Consider the following 15,719-nt stretch of genomic DNA (forward strand, 5'->3'; position numbering starts at 1 on the left):
GCTAAAATCAAAACCTTTAAGTGTATGGCTCAGAAATATCGTAATCGAAGAAAGAGGCACTTACTTCGTGCGTCCTTAATTTGTGGTATTATCAATTTCGAAATTTAATTTCGGGAGAAGTCTAATAAATTAGACGATAAAATTGTTAAGAATCTGTTAGGTGAACTGAAGGCGAATGTTGGTAGTCAAAATAAGGCGTTCAATTTGTTAAAAAAGCAAGAAATTGAAGAAAGTGCCAATATATCTTTTGAGATACTTCAAGAAAAATTGGAAAATAATCAAGATTTACATGGGAGATATTTAACGGGTTTTCTTGCTCGTGGTCACGGGAGTGCAACAAGTGACGCGGATAAGAAAAACCAAGCTGTTTATGAAAATATTTGTTCTCTTTCTGATTTCATTATTCATTCAAGTTGTGATAATCCTCAAACTTGTACGGACAGTAAGTGTAAACATACTAATTCAAATACAGATAGGGACTATTGGCTAAACAAATCAAAATACAAGAGAGCGCTTCTTCAGTCGTCGGATTCACATAATTTGGATGAAATAGGTTCTAAATATTCTTGGATAAAGGCAGATTTAACTTTCAATGGCTTACGACAAATTTTATTTGAACCTGAGGATAGAATCTCACTAGGAAAAGACAATCCTGATAGGAAAAATGATTATCAAGTAATTGATTTTATTGAGTTAGACAACGGAAAGAAACTTGACAACGGAAAGAAACTTTTCTTGAGTTCGTCATTAAATACTATTATTGGTGGTCGTTCAACGGGCAAATCAACTTTAACTAACACTATTGCTAAAACTTTACAAAATCCAAATTTCATTCCTATTGATAAAAACACTAAACAAGGAATGCACATTTTTGATAAAGATATAACTATTGGTTGGCGTGATGGGCAAGAGCATAAAGATTTAGAATTTCTTCCACAAGATTACATGATTAAAATTGCAGAAGATGATGATAGACGAAATGAATTAGTAGGAGATATAGTAAAATCTGATGAAGAAAATTATGCTAAAATTAAAAAATTTGAAAGCGAAACACAAGAAAATCAAAATCAAATAAACACTTTAATTCAAGAATGGGAAAATCTCAAAACTCAGTTGTCAAATCTGAAACATCCTGAGGGAGATAAAAAAGGAATTACTACACAAATAGAGAAATTGAAAGAAGAATTGTCTTTGAAACAAAAACAAAGTAATTTTTCAGATAACGATAGCAAAGAATATGCTAATAAGGTTAATGAATTAAAGAACGCAAAACAACTTGAAAAGGATATTGAAAGTGATTTAACCCACTTATCAGAGATAAAAAATCAAGAAATTCAAATAAACGCAAACTTATCAAACTTAACAGATAAAACTAAATTACAATTACAGAAATATCTAGGTGAACTACAACAGGAAATTAACCAAAAATGGAAGGAAAGATTAGACAAAGTTGTTTCAGAGAGTTCAGAATTTAGGGAGAAACAACAAGACAATATAACAAAAATTGAGAGTTTGGCTATTTACAAAAAAGGACAAGCTCACATTGCAAATGATGAATCATTAGCTAAATTGGATAAACAGTTAAAATCTGAGTCCGATAAGTTGGAAGAATTTGAGAAATATGAAAAAGATAAGGCGGGTATTGAAAAGCAAATTAAAGATAACCAAACTGAAATCATAGAAAATTATAAAAAATTTAAAGATTTTCGTGAACAATTGCAAACTGATTTTAAAGTAAAGGCTGGTTCTGTTGAAATTAAATTGGATTTTAAACCTATAAAATTTGAAGACAAGATTAAATATTTGAATGGTAAAAACGCGACTAATAATAGTTTCATAGAAAAATTTGATAAAGGTTCAGACGATACAATTCAGACAATTTTTGATGATTTAAGATTAACCTATAATCAGAATAAAAATCAAGACAATTTAATCAAAGAGGTGTTATCTCAGCAATGGTTTACTATTAACTATACTTTACTATATGAGGAGGATGATTTTGAGCAAATGTCACAAGGGAAAAAATCATTTGTAATCTTGACTTTGATTTTAGAATTTAGTAAAGATAAAAAACCAGTTATTATAGACCAGCCAGAAGATAGTTTAGATAATCGAGCAATCTACAATGATTTAACAAAATATTTGAAAAAAAAGAAAAAAGAGCGCCAAATTATTTTGGTGACACATAATCCGAATGTTGTTGTGGGGGCAGATGCTGAGAACGTTATTGTCGCCAACAAACATTCTGGAGATTCTCAAAATGAACAGGATATTAAGTTTGCTTACGTTAATGGTGGTTTAGAAGATACTTTCGTTGATGAAAAATCAAAATTTGTCCTTGCAAAACAAGGAATCCGTGAGCATGTGGTGGAAATTCTTGAAGGTGGACGTGAAGCGTTTGAGAAACGAGAACAGAAATATAGATAAGTCAAGAATATAGAATAACCACTTAATGTCTGGGTGAGTGATTATTTTTCATACTATCCTCAAATCTGCTCAAAATCCATTTTCTTAATCTATTGGTTATTTTGTAAATTTAGGGCGTGATATAATGATGATAGAATTGAATCAAGCAACAATAGCGAAAGTGAGAATCATTGGAAACAATGCAAATAAAAACAAAGAAATCTCTATCCATAGCAGTGCTGCCGAGTATCTAACTTTCATCACATCAAGTGGCGTGGAGGCGATATATGCTGATGAAAATTTCAAGTAACTGTATCGGATGAAAAAACTACGAGACAAAACACTATAATTTACAAGCAATAATTGCCGTTGGCTATAAAGTAAATTCTGATCGTGCCGTGCAGTTTCGGAAGTGGGCGACACAAATTGTTGAAACATTTACACTTAGCGGAGTTGATTATAAATAGAGCCAATACTGAAAAACAATAAAGGTAGCGAATTATTACTCGCTACCTTTATCTGGGTTATAGGTTGTTGTTTAGTGTTTTTTGATGGACTTCTTGGTGGTGTGGGTGGTAATTGAATGCCCCCAAAACCGCTATGTTATGTTGATGATGAGACTACCGGTTTTGTCGGGATGTTATTTTCATTAGAATAAAACTTTTACAGTAAAAAAATAATCCAAATGACAAAGATGAAACAAAAAGCACCAAACAAGTGCTCAAAAAATAAATTGAACAACCTGTTGAAAAGTCCATGTGTTCATAACATCGACTTTCTCGGCATTTCTTTGTAGAGTTGTAAAGGATTGACAAAATCATCAGCGTTTTGTCGTTCTGAATGCGTTTAGCATGGCGTGCGTAATCGGACAAATGGCGATTAAACCAGATTGCTGACGACGAACGTAGGTCTGCGTTTTCTGATTGATGAATCCAAGTTAATGAAAACGATGTCTTGCTTGTCTGGCAGATACATTATTCCCCAATCTCAGTGGCTAGAAAAGTCACATCTGCGACCGATTCTTTCATTGTCAGAAGTGAAAGGATTCTCGACTTTTCGCGCAAGGATAATGACGTTATCAACGCCTTTGTAGACGAAAAATTCAGCACCGATTTCGACATCAATTTCTTTGGGAATGGTAACAGTCGTTGAATTGTCGATTTTCCGAGTTTTGACAGTGTTCATGTGTTTGCCTCCTGTATACATTTAGTATACACCTAAAAAGAAATTCAAGTAAAACTTCATCCCTCCCCCAACAAAAAGTCCAAAAACAACTGCGCTGCAGCACTAAGCAAAACATTTTTCCGCCAGACGAGTACGTGGTGGCTGACGTGATTGGGCGAAAAAGGAACGAACGTCAAATTGCTCACAGGGCGAATCGTAAGTGCCCCCTCGACAGCAATCGTCATCAGATGTTGCTGCGCTAAAAGGGGCAGGGCATTTGTCAATAAGTTGTGCGTGCTCACAATATCAAGGTCATTTGCCTGAATATGTAGCCAGTCAAAGAGGCTACTGCTGACAATGGCACGGCGGGACATCATCGTTTTTCTGCCCAAAATATCGTGGCGCGTGACAAATTTTCGTCTCGCAAGTCGGTCATTTTTCCGAACAATAATGCCCCAACGCTCAGTCGGTCCAAGACGTTTAAAATGATATTTGGCAGCCTCAACTGGCTCAATCAAAAGCGCCATGTCAAGCTCGCCACGGTCGAGTTTCTCCCGATTATCATCGCCATCAGCATTATACAAATCAATCCGAATCTGCGGATAATGGTCGTGAAAGTCGGCTATTTTTTTCGCCAAAAATTGCGCAATTGTTGTCTCGACAACGCCAATCGTCACAGTTCCAGCGGGAATTTCCTTGGTTTCGAGTAAATCGTTGCGTGTTTTGTCAAGTATGGCAAGAATTTGCGAGGCGCGTTGCTGAAAAAGCACACCCGCAGCGGTCAAAGTAATCTGACGCTTGCCCCGAATCAGCAAACTTGTCCCGAGCTGTTTTTCAAGATCAATCAATTGTCGACTCAAAGTCGGTTGTGTGATGTGTAATTGCTCAGCAGCGCGCGTGATATTGCCAAGTTTCGCCACAGTTAAAAAATAATGTAAATGTCTTGTTTCCATAAATTTATTATACCATATAAGCATGGTAAGTGATTTAAAAGAAGTATTTTACATGATAAGAATTTTAAGCGATAATATAAATATAGAAAAACGAGGTAAACATCATGGAATTTACAAAAATAGGACAAACAGACATCACGATTTCAAAATTTTGCTTGGGGGCTATGTCTTTCGGCGATTTTAAAAAGAGTGGTTTTCATGCTTGGACTTTGGACGAATCGCAAAGTGAGGAAATTGTTAAAAAAGCCTTAGATTTAGGCATTAATTTCTTTGATACGGCAAATACCTACTCGGCAGGGACTTCTGAGACCTATCTTGGTCGCGCAATCAAGCGACAGATCAGTCGTGATAAGGTTGTCCTCGCCTCGAAAGTTTATTTTAATGACGGGCATTTGTCAAAAACCGCCATTCATCGTGAGATTGACGGCACTTTGGCGCGTTTGGGAACGGATTACCTCGACCTGTATATCATTCATCGTTTTGATAACAGCACACCCATGCTTGAAACAATGGTGGCGCTGAATGATTTGGTAAAATCTGGCAAAGTCAGAGCGCTTGGTGCCTCAGCAATGTATGGCTATCAATTTCAAAACATGCAACAAATTGCCAAATATAACAATTTGACAGCATTTTCAGCCATGCAAAATCATTACAATCTACTCTATCGTGAAGATGAACGGGAGCTGATTCCGATTTGTCAACAAGACAATGTTTCCTTGACACCATACAGTCCGCTCGCCTCGGGGCATTTGGCACGTCCGACTTGGGAATCACCCTCAAAACGTGGGCAAACTGATCAAACAGCACAGACAAAATATAACAAAACAATGATAGAGGATATGAAAATCGTCACACGTGTGCATGATTTGGCTGAGAAATATAATTGTAGCATGTCGCAGATTGCTTTTGCTTGGCATTTCAAAAAAGGGGTCAGCTCGCCGATTATTGGGGCGACAAAAGCACACTATCTGACTGATGCAGTTGGTGCATTTGAGGTCAATTTGACGGCTGAAGATATGGCTGATTTAGAGGCATTTTATTATCCGCATGCAATTGTTGGGGCGCTTTGATAAATTTCTGCTTGACCTAGAGTCCACTCCAGCATTTATAATAGAATTATCAAAAAAATTGGAGAAATTACTATGAAAACACTTTATATCACACGCCACGGTCAGACTTTGTTTAACGTCCTGCACCGTGTGCAAGGTGCGAGCGACTCGCCACTGACGGCGCTTGGCATTAAGCAGGCGATTCGCGCGCAGGCATTTATCGAAAACGTCGCTTTTGATCACGCCTACACCTCGACTCAAGAGCGGGCGAGCGACACTTTGGAGCTTTTGCTCAATGGTAAACTGCCATACGAGCGCATGAAAGGCTTGAAAGAGATGAATTTCGGCGTTTTTGAGGGGCAAAGTGAACAGCTCAATCCACCAGTTGCGGACTATGATACCTTTTTCGCTGAACATAATTATGGTGGTGAGACACGCAAACAAGTCGCTGAACGCATGAATCAAACGGTGTTAGAGATTATGAATCGCTCAGACAATCACACAGTGCTAATCGTCAGTCACGGTGCAGCAATTGTGAATTTTCTAGCTTTATATTTTGACAAATCGCAATTTAGTTCTTTTGGTAATCTTGCGACGGTTAAATTACATTTTGATGAGAATAAGCAAACTTTTAGCCTTGAAGAATTGTTTAGATTGGCAGAACAGATGTCGGTTAATCACTAAAGGAGTAGCCAACCCAACGGCTAAGCGGTAAAACCGCAAAGCCACGTTGTGCCTAGCTACTTCCCTAAACTCTTCGGCATTTCATACCTCAATCGTTAAAGGAGTAGCCATGGAATATATCACATTAAATAACAATATCAAAATGCCTTTACTTGGTTATGGTGTTTTTCAAGCCAATGACAATGAGACTTATATGGGGGTCAAAATGGCGCTTGAAATAGGTTATCGTTTGATTGATACAGCAGCTATGTATCATAACGAAGTCGCAGTCGGGCGCGCAATTAAGGATTCTGGGATACCACGTGATGAGATTTTCGTGACCACAAAAGCTTGGATTTCCGATACCGGCTATGATAATATGCAGTATGCGATTGCCCGCTCACTTGATCGTTTGCAACTTGATTATATTGATTTACTGCTTTTACATCAGCCTTTCGGCGATATTTTTGGTGCTTGGCAAGCAATGGTCGAGGCTGTAAATGACGGCAGAATCAAGTCAATTGGTGTCTCAAATTTTAGCAATGGTCAGTTACAAAATCTGATTTCTTGGCATAAAATAACACCAGCAGTCAACCAAATTGAAACGAATCCCTTTATTCAGCGTGAATCTGAATCAGCTTATATGCGGTCAGTTGGTGTGCAACATGAAGGCTGGGCACCATTTGCGGAAGGAAAGAATGGTATTTTTAAAAATCTTGTGTTAAGGGAAATTGCACAAGCGCACGGTGTGACAATCGGTCAAGTCATTTTACGTTGGCAGATTCAGCGTGGTATTGTCGTCATTCCTAAATCTATTCGCCGTGAGCGAATCGCCGAAAATTTTGATATTTTCAATTTTTCACTAAGCAGTGATGACATGCAAAATATTGCTATGCTTAATACGGGTCAATCTCAGTTTTTTAGCCATGATGACCCTGAGCAAATTGCACGATTGATGAGTTGGGAAGTTGAGGAATAATTGCCTATGAATATCAAAAAAGTCAGCGAGTTGACGGGTTTATCAATTGATACCATTCGTTATTATGAACGGATTGGAATTATTGGGCAAGTACCTCGCAAGGATAATGGTATCCGAGATTTCGGTGAGCGCAGTCTCAATCAACTGAATTTCGCCCGATTTATGCGAAAAGCTGGTATGTCTATTGAGTCGCTGAAAGCCTATTTGATTTTGATTTATGAAAATGATGCAACAACGATTTCAGCACGCAAAGAAATTTTGCAAAAGTCAGCTGATGACATGCAAGAAAAAATCAATGATTTGGCTACTGCACGGGATTATTTACAAGAAAAAATTGACAATTATGACGAACATATGCGGGAGAGCGAGCGGAAATTGACGAAGTGACAGCAAGTAAATTTAGCTATAGGGCATCTCCAAAAACTCAGATTCGCCCATTTTTGTTAGCCCATAAAATCGCTAACAGAAAAAAGATGTGCACCTGCGGTTACTCGGTGCATGAAAAAATTGCTATCTTTCCTTAGTCGTCAAATCCTCCTTGACTTGTGGCTGCGATTACTCGCCACAGAAAGTGCTTGTGCTACCTACAAGCCTTCGTCGAATTTTCTAGTCTAAGAAAATTTTATCTAAAAATGAACAAAAGCAAATCATTCTGCGACGAGTAATCGCAGGAGCAAATCATTCTGCGACGAATAATCGCAGGAGCAGTTTTTAGAAATGCCCTATAAAAAAGTCGTAGATTTGCGACTTTTTTATTAATTCTATTCTACAAAAAAATGCTCATATCGAGTATTTTAAAACCCTTGACGCTTCAACTTACTAACCAAATCCACATAAAACTCACAGACATCAAAGCCATCAATGTTTTTCCGAGTCAAGTCAATCACATCGCCATGAGAAATGCCTTGCTTGCCAGTTGTTGTCACTAAGCCCAGATAATTACCCCATGGCATAGAGGTTGTTGCCACCAAACCGTCGTTTTCGCCCTCCATGGGCTTGATAATCATGTAGCCGAGATTAAGCGGAAAGCCAGCCGCAGAGCGTGATTTCATCTGAGAGCCGATACTTTGATAAAGAACGTTTGGCATATTTGGTGCAATTTCATTTAACTGCGCACAAGCGACATCGGTCAAATCGACCAAACCGCTCATAAAATCAGGCTCGGTATCGCCGAGCTTAGTGAAAAGTTTCTCGTACTTGTTACCAATCGCCGCAACCGCCTTGTCGGGAATTTTATCCATGAGCTTACGCGCATAATTACAGCCAAAATGTGGCGTGTTAATCGTTGTCAGCGAAGCGACATATTTGTCCATGCCAAGTACGCTAATAGCGTAGCGCGAGTCAATGCCACCCTTTGAATGTGCGATAATATTGACTTTTTCAGCACCTGTTTCCTTGATAATTTTTAAAATGCTATCCCGAATTTCAGCGGCAGAAACAGGCACGGCAGCAGTAGATTGTTGCTCACCATAAAAAATTGTCGCACCATTTTCGATCAACGCCTTAGGAATCCGACCCCAGTAGTTAAAAGCCTTCCAATCGCGAAAGAAGATACCATGCACGAGCAAGATAGGATATTTTGTTGCACAAACTTGCGCCGTTTCTCGATTACGATTGCGCTCAGATTTTTTCAATTCATAGCGATATTCCTTAACCGTCGTGCGACACACTTTTTTCAATAAAATAACATTTACAACAGGTAGCCACCAAAAAATAGCGAGTAGAATATAAGTTTTCAAGCCATTTTGGCGGGACATTGTGAAAATGCGAATCAGACCATTTGAGACGAGAATGAGCAAAAAAACGGTAGCAAACACACCGTTACCAATGAGAATCGGTAAGCTAATCGTCAACTTTGCGAATGCTATTAGATAAAGGTAAAAAGCAAGGACAGCAAGCACGGAAACCTCAGCAGCTAGCAGACATTCATAGCCACCTAGCATAATTTCTAAGCGCCGATGAAGTTGCCCATTGATTAATTGTGGGCGGCTATTGAAATACAGATAAAAACCAAATAAGCCAAGACTTATCAAGATTTTCAATAAAATATGTACATGTGATAGTGAAAATAACAGAATAATATTTAAAAATGTGACCAATAAGCCATACGAAATAAGTCTTTTACAAAATGTTTTCATACGATTTCCTTGATAATTAAGAGTTTCTATTTTAGTATTATACTCAATTATACCCTAAAATGTGTCAAATTTATATCTTTAATTTGTTACCCCATAGCTTTAGTTTGTTCAACGAAATAGGAAAGTCTAAGCGTTATAATAGACTCTAAACTAGAATAATTTTGCAAAGGTGACATATGAAAGTAACTAAAATTGACACAAGACAAGGGACAGATAACAGTTGGTCGTTTTCAAATGGTAACTGTCTGCCCTTGACTGGCGTGCCTTTTGGCATGAATTATTTTGCACCACAAACGAATTTTCAAAATGGCAGTTGGTGGTTCAATCCGCGCGACCCTATTTTTCAGGGCATTCGCCTAACACATCAACCTTCCCCATGGATGGGCGATTTTTCCTATTTGTCGCTTTTGCCGATAAATGGCAAGCTAAACGGTGTAACGATTAGCGATGCGCAGTCAAGTTATCGGTCTGAAAACGCCATTTTTCAGCCACATTTCCTAGAAATCACAGCTTTGCGTTACGGTTATCAAGCACGTTTTTCGCCGTCAATGTATGGTGGGACTTTGCAAGTTGATTATAAGCAAGAAGAGGCGGGGTTATTTTTACATCTGCCTAAGCGATATGTTTTTCAACAGTTAGATGACCATCAAATTCAAGGTCAGGTTATCAATTTTGCGGGTTCAGAAGATCCAGAGCTGACATTTTATTTTACCATAAAATCTGACACAGCTATTGTCACAGCGCAAGAGAATGAAGAATCTGTTATGCTTTATTTTGAAAATGCTGGACAAGTCAATTTGCAACTTGGGACATCATTTATTTCAGTTGAACAAGCGCAGTTGAATTTGTCGCGTGAAAGTGACAAAAATTTTTCAGAAGTCAAACAAGCTGCTGCAAAAGAATGGGAAAACTACCTCAATCGAATCGAAGTAACCCATCAAAATTCAGAGCATACCCTTACTTTTTATCATAATCTTTACAGAAGTTTCTTATTTCCACAGAAATTTTATGAAATTGATAAGAATGGTGAAAAAATTCATTATGATACGCTTGCTAAATCTATCAAAACAGGTGTTCTTTATACCAATAACGGTTTTTGGGACACCTATAAAACGGTTTATCCGCTATTTTCCTTAATCGCACAGGAGAAGTTTGCTGAGATGTTAGAGGGATTTCTCAACAGTTATCGTGAATCAGGCTATTTGCCTAAATGGTTGTCGCCAGACGAGCGTGGGCTGATGCCTGGGACATTGATAGATGCCGTTATTGCCGATGCCTCAAGCAAAAATATCCGTCCAGACCTTATGCCAGAATTTCTTGAGGCTATGAAAAAGGGCGCAACTACCTCGTCTGGTCACAGTAATTATGGGCGCCAGGGTACACTTGACTATCTCAAATACGGCTACGTCCCGCTTGATTATCACGAATCTGTCAATCACACGCTCGACTATGCCTACTCAGATTTTTGTATCAGCCAAGTTGCTAAAAAACTTAAAGATAGCGAGAGTCAACGCTATCGCAAGCAATCGCGAAATTTTCTGAATATTTTTGATAATGTAACGGGTTTTATGTGCGCCAAGGATAAAACAGGCGAGTTTAGACCGCAATTCTCAGCCAATCGTTGGGGGCAAGACTATGCAGAAGGTTCAGCATGGCAATCTAGTTTTGCTGTTTTCCACGATGTAGGCGGACTCATTGCGGCATATGGTGGCAAAGCAGCCTTTCAAGAAAAATTAACCCAACTTTGCAACCAAGCGCCAACTTTTAAGGTCGGTGGTTATGGCTTTGAAATTCATGAAATGTCGGAAATGGCAGCGATTGAATTTGGTCAGTTGGCAATTTCAAATCAGCCGTCCTTTCATCTGCCTTACTTATTTAATTTTATCGGCAAGCCTGAAAATGCGCAACCTTTGCTAAAAATGCTAATGACTCAGTGTTTTGATAGCTCGCAAACAGGTTTTCCAGGCGATGAGGACAATGGTTCTATGGCAGCTTGGTACATTTTTAACAGCCTTGGTTTCTATCCATTTTGCCCAGGAACAGCGGAGTACGTGCTAGGGATGCCGCTGGTTGAAAAGGCGACAATTCATTTGTCAAATGGCAAAACGCTTGAAATCAAAACAAGTCCAAATCAGCCGCAGCAGCAATTTATTGATAAAATTAGCCGAAATGGCGTCACCTATACGAAACTTTACTTTGACCATGAGGAGTTAATGGCGGGTGGTGACATCAAATTTGATCTCGGCATTGTCCCACGTAGTCGCAATTATCAACAGGAAGATTATCCTTTCAGTCTAACAAAAAAATGAGGTAAAAATGACACATCAACCAACAAAACCAGTTATTTTAAATACAGTACCAGAATCTGTTAAGAAATTTATGGCAGAAATTGAAAGTAAATGCGGTGCTGAACATGCTGATTGGGCAGTGAATTTTAAATCAGCTTTTGCCAATACCATTGAAACAGCAGTCAAATATCACGCTGATGGCTCAACTTATGTTTTGACAGGCGATATTCCAGCCATGTGGTTGCGTGATTCTGTGGCGCAAGTTCGTCCTTATTTGGTTATTGCGCGAGACAATCCTGAAATTTCTGATATGATTGCGGGACTTGTCAAAAAACAATTTATGTATATCAATATTGACCCTTATGCCAATGCGTTCAATGAAACAGCAAATGGTGCGGGACATCAGACTGATTTGACAGCTATGAATGATTGGATATGGGAACGCAAATATGAGATTGACTCACTATGTTATCCGATTCAGTTGGCGTATTTGCTTTACAAAAATACAGGTCGTACCGATCATTTTACAGCTGAATATGTGTCAGGAATTAAAAAAGCATTAGAAGTTCTAAGAACGGAGCAAAACCATAATCAGTCGCCTTATCAATTTGTTCGAGATACGACACGGCTAGAGGATACTTTGCCAAATAATGGTAAAGGCGCAAAAGTTGCAAGAACAGGCATGACTTGGTCGGGTTTCCGTCCGTCTGACGATGCTTGTCAATACGGTTATCTCGTCCCGTCAAATTTATTTGCGGTTGTCGTTTTAGGCTACATTGCAGAAATTTTCACGACTATTTTGTCTGATAAAGCGATTGCTAAAGAGGCACAGTCACTAGCAAATGACATTCAAGATGGGATTCAAGCACACGCTTTTACTCAAAATGCTGCTGGCGAGAAAGTTTTCGCTTACGAAGTTGATGGTCTAGGCAATGCCAGTCTCATGGATGATTCAAATGTGCCAAATTTAATTGCAGCGCCGTATTTAGGCTATTGTTCACAAGAAGATGCGGACTATTTAGCAACTCGGAAAACCTTGCTTTCTAGCGAAAATCCTTATTACTATGAGGGGAAATTTGCGCGCGGTATTGGTTCATCACATACGCCCAAAAATTATGTTTGGCCGATTGCGCTTGCTATGGAGGGGCTGACAACGGCTGACAAGTTGGAAAAAGAGCGTATTCTTAACCAGCTTGTTGCAACGGATGCTGGAACACATCTCATGCACGAAGGATTTGATGTTGACAATCCGCAAAATTATACGCGTGAGTGGTTTTCATGGGCGAACATGATGTTTTGTGAATTAGTCATGGATTATTTTGATATAAGGGTGGAAAAATGAAAAAAGTCTATATTATTTCTCATAGTCACTGGGATCGTGAGTGGTATTTGCCATATGAACAACATCACATGCGTTTGATTGAATTGGTTGACGATTTGCTTGATATTTTTGAGACAAATCCTGATTTTAATTCTTTTCATTTGGATGGTCAGACGATTATTTTGGACGATTATCTGCAAGTTCGTCCCGAAAATCGAGCGCGTGTACAGACGGCGATTGCTAATGGTAAACTGCGAATTGGCCCCTTTTATATTTTACAAGATGATTTTCTCATTTCTTCTGAGGCAAATGTTCGTAATATGGTGATTGGCTTAGAAGAATCTAAGAAATGGGGCAATCCAACTATGCTCGGCTATTTTCCAGATACTTTTGGCAATATGGGACAAACACCGCAAATGATGACAAAAGCGGGCATAAGTGCTGCCGCCTATGGACGTGGTGTCAAACCAATTGGCTTTGACAATGAAGTTTTGGCAGACGATGCCTTTACGTCACAGTATTCTGAAATGAAATGGCAAGGACCAGATGGTACAGAAATTTTCGGCTTACTTTTTGCAAATTGGTATTCAAATGGCAATGAAATTCCCGCTGAAAAAGCTGAAGCTATCAAATTTTGGGATGAAAAATTAGCAGATGCTGAAAAATTTGCCTCGACGGATCATCTACTCATGATGAATGGTGTTGATCATCAGCCTGTCCAAAAAAATGTGACAGCAGCCATTGCGCTGGCAAATGAACTTTATCCAGATTATGAGTTTATTCACTCGAATTTCACGGATTATTTGGCGGCGGTTCAGTGTCATTTGCCGGAAGATTTGGGGAAAGTTGAGGGCGAGCTGACTTCGCAAGAGACCGACGGTTGGTTTACTTTGGCAAATACTGCCTCGGCTCGTGTTTACCTCAAGCAGTGGAATACGCGGGTTGAGCGCCAACTTGAAAATGTTGCTGAGCCTTTGGCAGCAATGGCGCATGAGCTGACGGGCGATTATCCACATGATCAGCTGACTTATGCTTGGAAAACGCTTTTACAAAATCATCCGCACGACTCAATTTGTGGTTGCTCGGTTGATGAAGTTCATCGTGAGATGATGCCACGTTTTGAAAAAGCTTATGAAGTTGGGCGCTATGTTGCTGAGGAAAGTTTGAAAGTTTTGGCTGAAAATATTGATACGTCAGCTTTTCCGCCAGATTCTAAGCCGTTTTTTGTGGTCAATACGACAGGTAGCACAAAAACGGATATGGTAACGATTGACATCGAAATTGAGCGTTTGACCTATCAAGACTCTCATCAATTAGGCTTGAAACCGCATGAAAATTTCCTGAAAGTTGAAACTGATGCTACACCAACTTTCAAAGTGATCAATGAAAATGGCGAAGTAGTCGCAGCAACTATTTCAGCACCTTTTACCAAGTTCGGCTATGATTTGCCAAAAGAGGCTTTCCGTGTTGCTTACAATGCCAAATATGTGACGGTTCAGCTCCATATGAGCCATTTTGCACCATTTGCACGGGAAACTTTCGCTTTGGTAGCAGGCGATTCACGTCAAATCTCTGATGAGTTGGTTGCGGAAAATGGTCGTGTACTCGAAAATGAGCAAGTGAAAGTCGACGTCATGGCTAATGGCACACTGACTATTTATGATAAAGAGACGAAAAAAACATTAGAAAACCAACTGATTTTTGAAGATGTCGGGGATATGGGCAATGAGTACATTTTCTCACAAACTGCGGATAAAAGTTTTATCACGTCTGAAAATGTGCCATTTGACCTTGACGTTCTTGAAAACACTGATTTGGTTGGCAAAATCAAACTTACTCATCATCTGAAATTGCCAAAATCAGCAGATGATGGCTTGCAACGTGAGCAAGAAATGGTCACTGATTTCAGGTTTCGTCCGACAAGTCGTCATGCTGAACTGGTTGATTTTCCGATTGAAACGGTCATTACCATTGTCAAAGACCGTAAAAGAATTGGTTTCTCAACTCAGATTAACAATACGATCAAAGACCATAGGTTGCGCGTGCTTTTTCCAACAACGATTGTTACTGAAACACATGAGGCGGATTCAATTTATGAAGTCGTTAAGCGCCCGAATACGCCGTCTAAATATTGGGAAAATCCGACTAATCCGCAACATCAACACGCATTTGTCAATCTACATGAGGCAGAAAATGGTGTGACGGTTTCAAATTTTGGTCTTAATGAATACGAAATTGTTAGCCAAAACACGATTGCTTTGACCTTGATTCGCTGTGTTGGAGAGCTTGGCGATTGGGGCTATTTCCCGACACCTGAAGCACAGTGTCAGGGCGATTTTAGCTTTGATTATGGCATTGAATTGCATGGTATTCCTGAAACGCGTTATGAGACTTACAAACAAGCGCAGTCGGCGCAAGTTGCGTTGATTGCTAAACAAACTTCTGTGCAAAATGGTAAGCTCCTTGCAAATTCACGGTTTATTGACATCAAAGGCGATAGCTTTGCGGTTACGGCAACGCTAGTGTCAAGTGAGCAACAGTTGCTTGTTCGAGGCTATAATCTAGCAGATAGTGAGCGAGCGCTTACGATTACGAAAAATGGGAAAACAGCTCGGCTACTGAATTTGGTTGCTGATGTTTTAGACAATGAGGTTGAAGCAACTGTTAAAGCTTACGAGATTCGGACGATTGGCTTTGACTAAATGCTGTAAAATACCAAGCGCAATATTATGATTGCTTGGTATTTTTTATATCAAAA

At 39.2% G+C, this 15,719-nt stretch carries 12 protein-coding genes and 1 pseudogene; 10 read left to right on the plus strand and 3 right to left on the minus strand.

Features of this window, described 5'->3' with window-relative positions; all coding sequences use genetic code 11:
• Nucleotides 1-204 precede the first annotated feature (204 nt).
• The 3 genes and pseudogenes from Hs30E_RS04470 to rhuM all read left to right on the plus strand — a co-directional run.
• Nucleotides 205-2,427: a TrlF family AAA-like ATPase gene (locus Hs30E_RS04470; protein ID WP_172208315.1), complete on the plus strand. Its 2,223-nt coding sequence runs from the start codon at nucleotides 205-207 to the stop codon at nucleotides 2,425-2,427.
• Between the two features lie 127 nt (nucleotides 2,428-2,554).
• Nucleotides 2,555-2,716, plus strand: a complete 162-nt coding sequence (locus Hs30E_RS11510) for a hypothetical protein (RefSeq protein WP_371864136.1) — start codon at nucleotides 2,555-2,557, stop codon at nucleotides 2,714-2,716.
• A 22-nt stretch (nucleotides 2,717-2,738) separates the two neighbouring features.
• Nucleotides 2,739-2,858: pseudogene (rhuM, locus tag Hs30E_RS11515) on the plus strand (RhuM family protein); the annotation flags it as partial.
• 535 nt (nucleotides 2,859-3,393) lie between these two features.
• Here rhuM and mazE read toward each other — a convergent pair.
• Together mazE and Hs30E_RS04485 are read right to left on the minus strand one after the other, a co-directional pair.
• Complete coding sequence (gene mazE / locus Hs30E_RS04480; protein WP_172208317.1) at nucleotides 3,394-3,591, minus strand: type II toxin-antitoxin system PemI/MazE family antitoxin; 198 nt, start codon at nucleotides 3,589-3,591, stop codon at nucleotides 3,394-3,396.
• Between the two features lie 56 nt (nucleotides 3,592-3,647).
• Nucleotides 3,648-4,523: a LysR family transcriptional regulator gene (locus Hs30E_RS04485; protein WP_172208318.1), complete on the minus strand. Its 876-nt coding sequence runs from the start codon at nucleotides 4,521-4,523 to the stop codon at nucleotides 3,648-3,650.
• Nucleotides 4,524-4,627: 104 nt separating this feature from the next.
• Here Hs30E_RS04485 and Hs30E_RS04490 point away from each other — a divergent pair, with 104 nt between their 5' ends.
• From Hs30E_RS04490 to Hs30E_RS04505, 4 genes are all read left to right on the plus strand, one after another.
• Nucleotides 4,628-5,593: an aldo/keto reductase gene (locus tag Hs30E_RS04490; RefSeq protein ID WP_172208320.1), complete on the plus strand. Its 966-nt coding sequence runs from the start codon at nucleotides 4,628-4,630 to the stop codon at nucleotides 5,591-5,593.
• Between the two features lie 66 nt (nucleotides 5,594-5,659).
• Nucleotides 5,660-6,256 carry a histidine phosphatase family protein gene (locus Hs30E_RS04495; RefSeq protein ID WP_371864137.1) on the plus strand — a complete coding sequence of 199 codons (597 nt, stop codon included), beginning with the start codon at nucleotides 5,660-5,662 and terminating at the stop codon, nucleotides 6,254-6,256.
• Nucleotides 6,257-6,365: 109 nt separating this feature from the next.
• On the plus strand, nucleotides 6,366-7,214 hold the full coding sequence (locus Hs30E_RS04500; protein WP_172208323.1) for an aldo/keto reductase: 849 nt from the start codon (nucleotides 6,366-6,368) through the stop codon (nucleotides 7,212-7,214).
• 6 nt (nucleotides 7,215-7,220) lie between these two features.
• Nucleotides 7,221-7,601, plus strand: a complete 381-nt coding sequence (locus Hs30E_RS04505; protein ID WP_172208324.1) for a MerR family transcriptional regulator — start codon at nucleotides 7,221-7,223, stop codon at nucleotides 7,599-7,601.
• A 407-nt stretch (nucleotides 7,602-8,008) separates the two neighbouring features.
• Here the strand turns inward: Hs30E_RS04505 and Hs30E_RS04510 are convergent, their stop codons facing one another.
• A complete protein-coding gene (locus Hs30E_RS04510) occupies nucleotides 8,009-9,256 on the minus strand; it encodes an esterase/lipase family protein (protein ID WP_228461990.1) in 1,248 nt (415 codons plus the stop codon).
• A gap of 272 nt (nucleotides 9,257-9,528) precedes the next feature.
• Between Hs30E_RS04510 and Hs30E_RS04515 the strand changes: the two genes are divergently transcribed.
• From Hs30E_RS04515 to Hs30E_RS04525, 3 genes are read left to right on the plus strand one after another with little or no spacing between them, the layout of a single operon-like run.
• Nucleotides 9,529-11,661, plus strand: a complete 2,133-nt coding sequence (locus Hs30E_RS04515; protein ID WP_172208325.1) for a GH92 family glycosyl hydrolase — start codon at nucleotides 9,529-9,531, stop codon at nucleotides 11,659-11,661.
• 7 nt (nucleotides 11,662-11,668) lie between these two features.
• Nucleotides 11,669-12,982, plus strand: a complete 1,314-nt coding sequence (locus tag Hs30E_RS04520; RefSeq protein WP_172208326.1) for a glycoside hydrolase family 125 protein — start codon at nucleotides 11,669-11,671, stop codon at nucleotides 12,980-12,982.
• Nucleotides 12,979-15,663 carry an alpha-mannosidase gene (locus tag Hs30E_RS04525; protein WP_172208327.1) on the plus strand — a complete coding sequence of 895 codons (2,685 nt, stop codon included), beginning with the start codon at nucleotides 12,979-12,981 and terminating at the stop codon, nucleotides 15,661-15,663. Before Hs30E_RS04520 ends, Hs30E_RS04525 begins: the two co-directional genes overlap by 4 nt.
• Nucleotides 15,664-15,719 lie beyond the last annotated feature (56 nt).

Source organism: Pseudolactococcus hodotermopsidis, from assembly GCF_011170085.1.
Taxonomy (GTDB): domain Bacteria; phylum Bacillota; class Bacilli; order Lactobacillales; family Streptococcaceae; genus Pseudolactococcus; species Pseudolactococcus hodotermopsidis.

Coding starts and splice junctions, on each gene's coding strand:
- Hs30E_RS11510 (WP_371864136.1), top strand. CDS start 2,555: ATGATAGAATTGAATCAAGCAACAATAGCGAAAGTGAGAATCATTGGA.
- mazE (WP_172208317.1), bottom strand. CDS start 3,591: ATGAACACTGTCAAAACTCGGAAAATCGACAATTCAACGACTGTTACC.
- Hs30E_RS04485 (WP_172208318.1), bottom strand. CDS start 4,523: ATGGAAACAAGACATTTACATTATTTTTTAACTGTGGCGAAACTTGGC.
- Hs30E_RS04490 (WP_172208320.1), top strand. CDS start 4,628: ATGGAATTTACAAAAATAGGACAAACAGACATCACGATTTCAAAATTT.
- Hs30E_RS04500 (WP_172208323.1), top strand. CDS start 6,366: ATGGAATATATCACATTAAATAACAATATCAAAATGCCTTTACTTGGT.
- Hs30E_RS04505 (WP_172208324.1), top strand. CDS start 7,221: ATGAATATCAAAAAAGTCAGCGAGTTGACGGGTTTATCAATTGATACC.
- Hs30E_RS04515 (WP_172208325.1), top strand. CDS start 9,529: ATGAAAGTAACTAAAATTGACACAAGACAAGGGACAGATAACAGTTGG.
- Hs30E_RS04520 (WP_172208326.1), top strand. CDS start 11,669: ATGACACATCAACCAACAAAACCAGTTATTTTAAATACAGTACCAGAA.
- Hs30E_RS04525 (WP_172208327.1), top strand. CDS start 12,979: ATGAAAAAAGTCTATATTATTTCTCATAGTCACTGGGATCGTGAGTGG.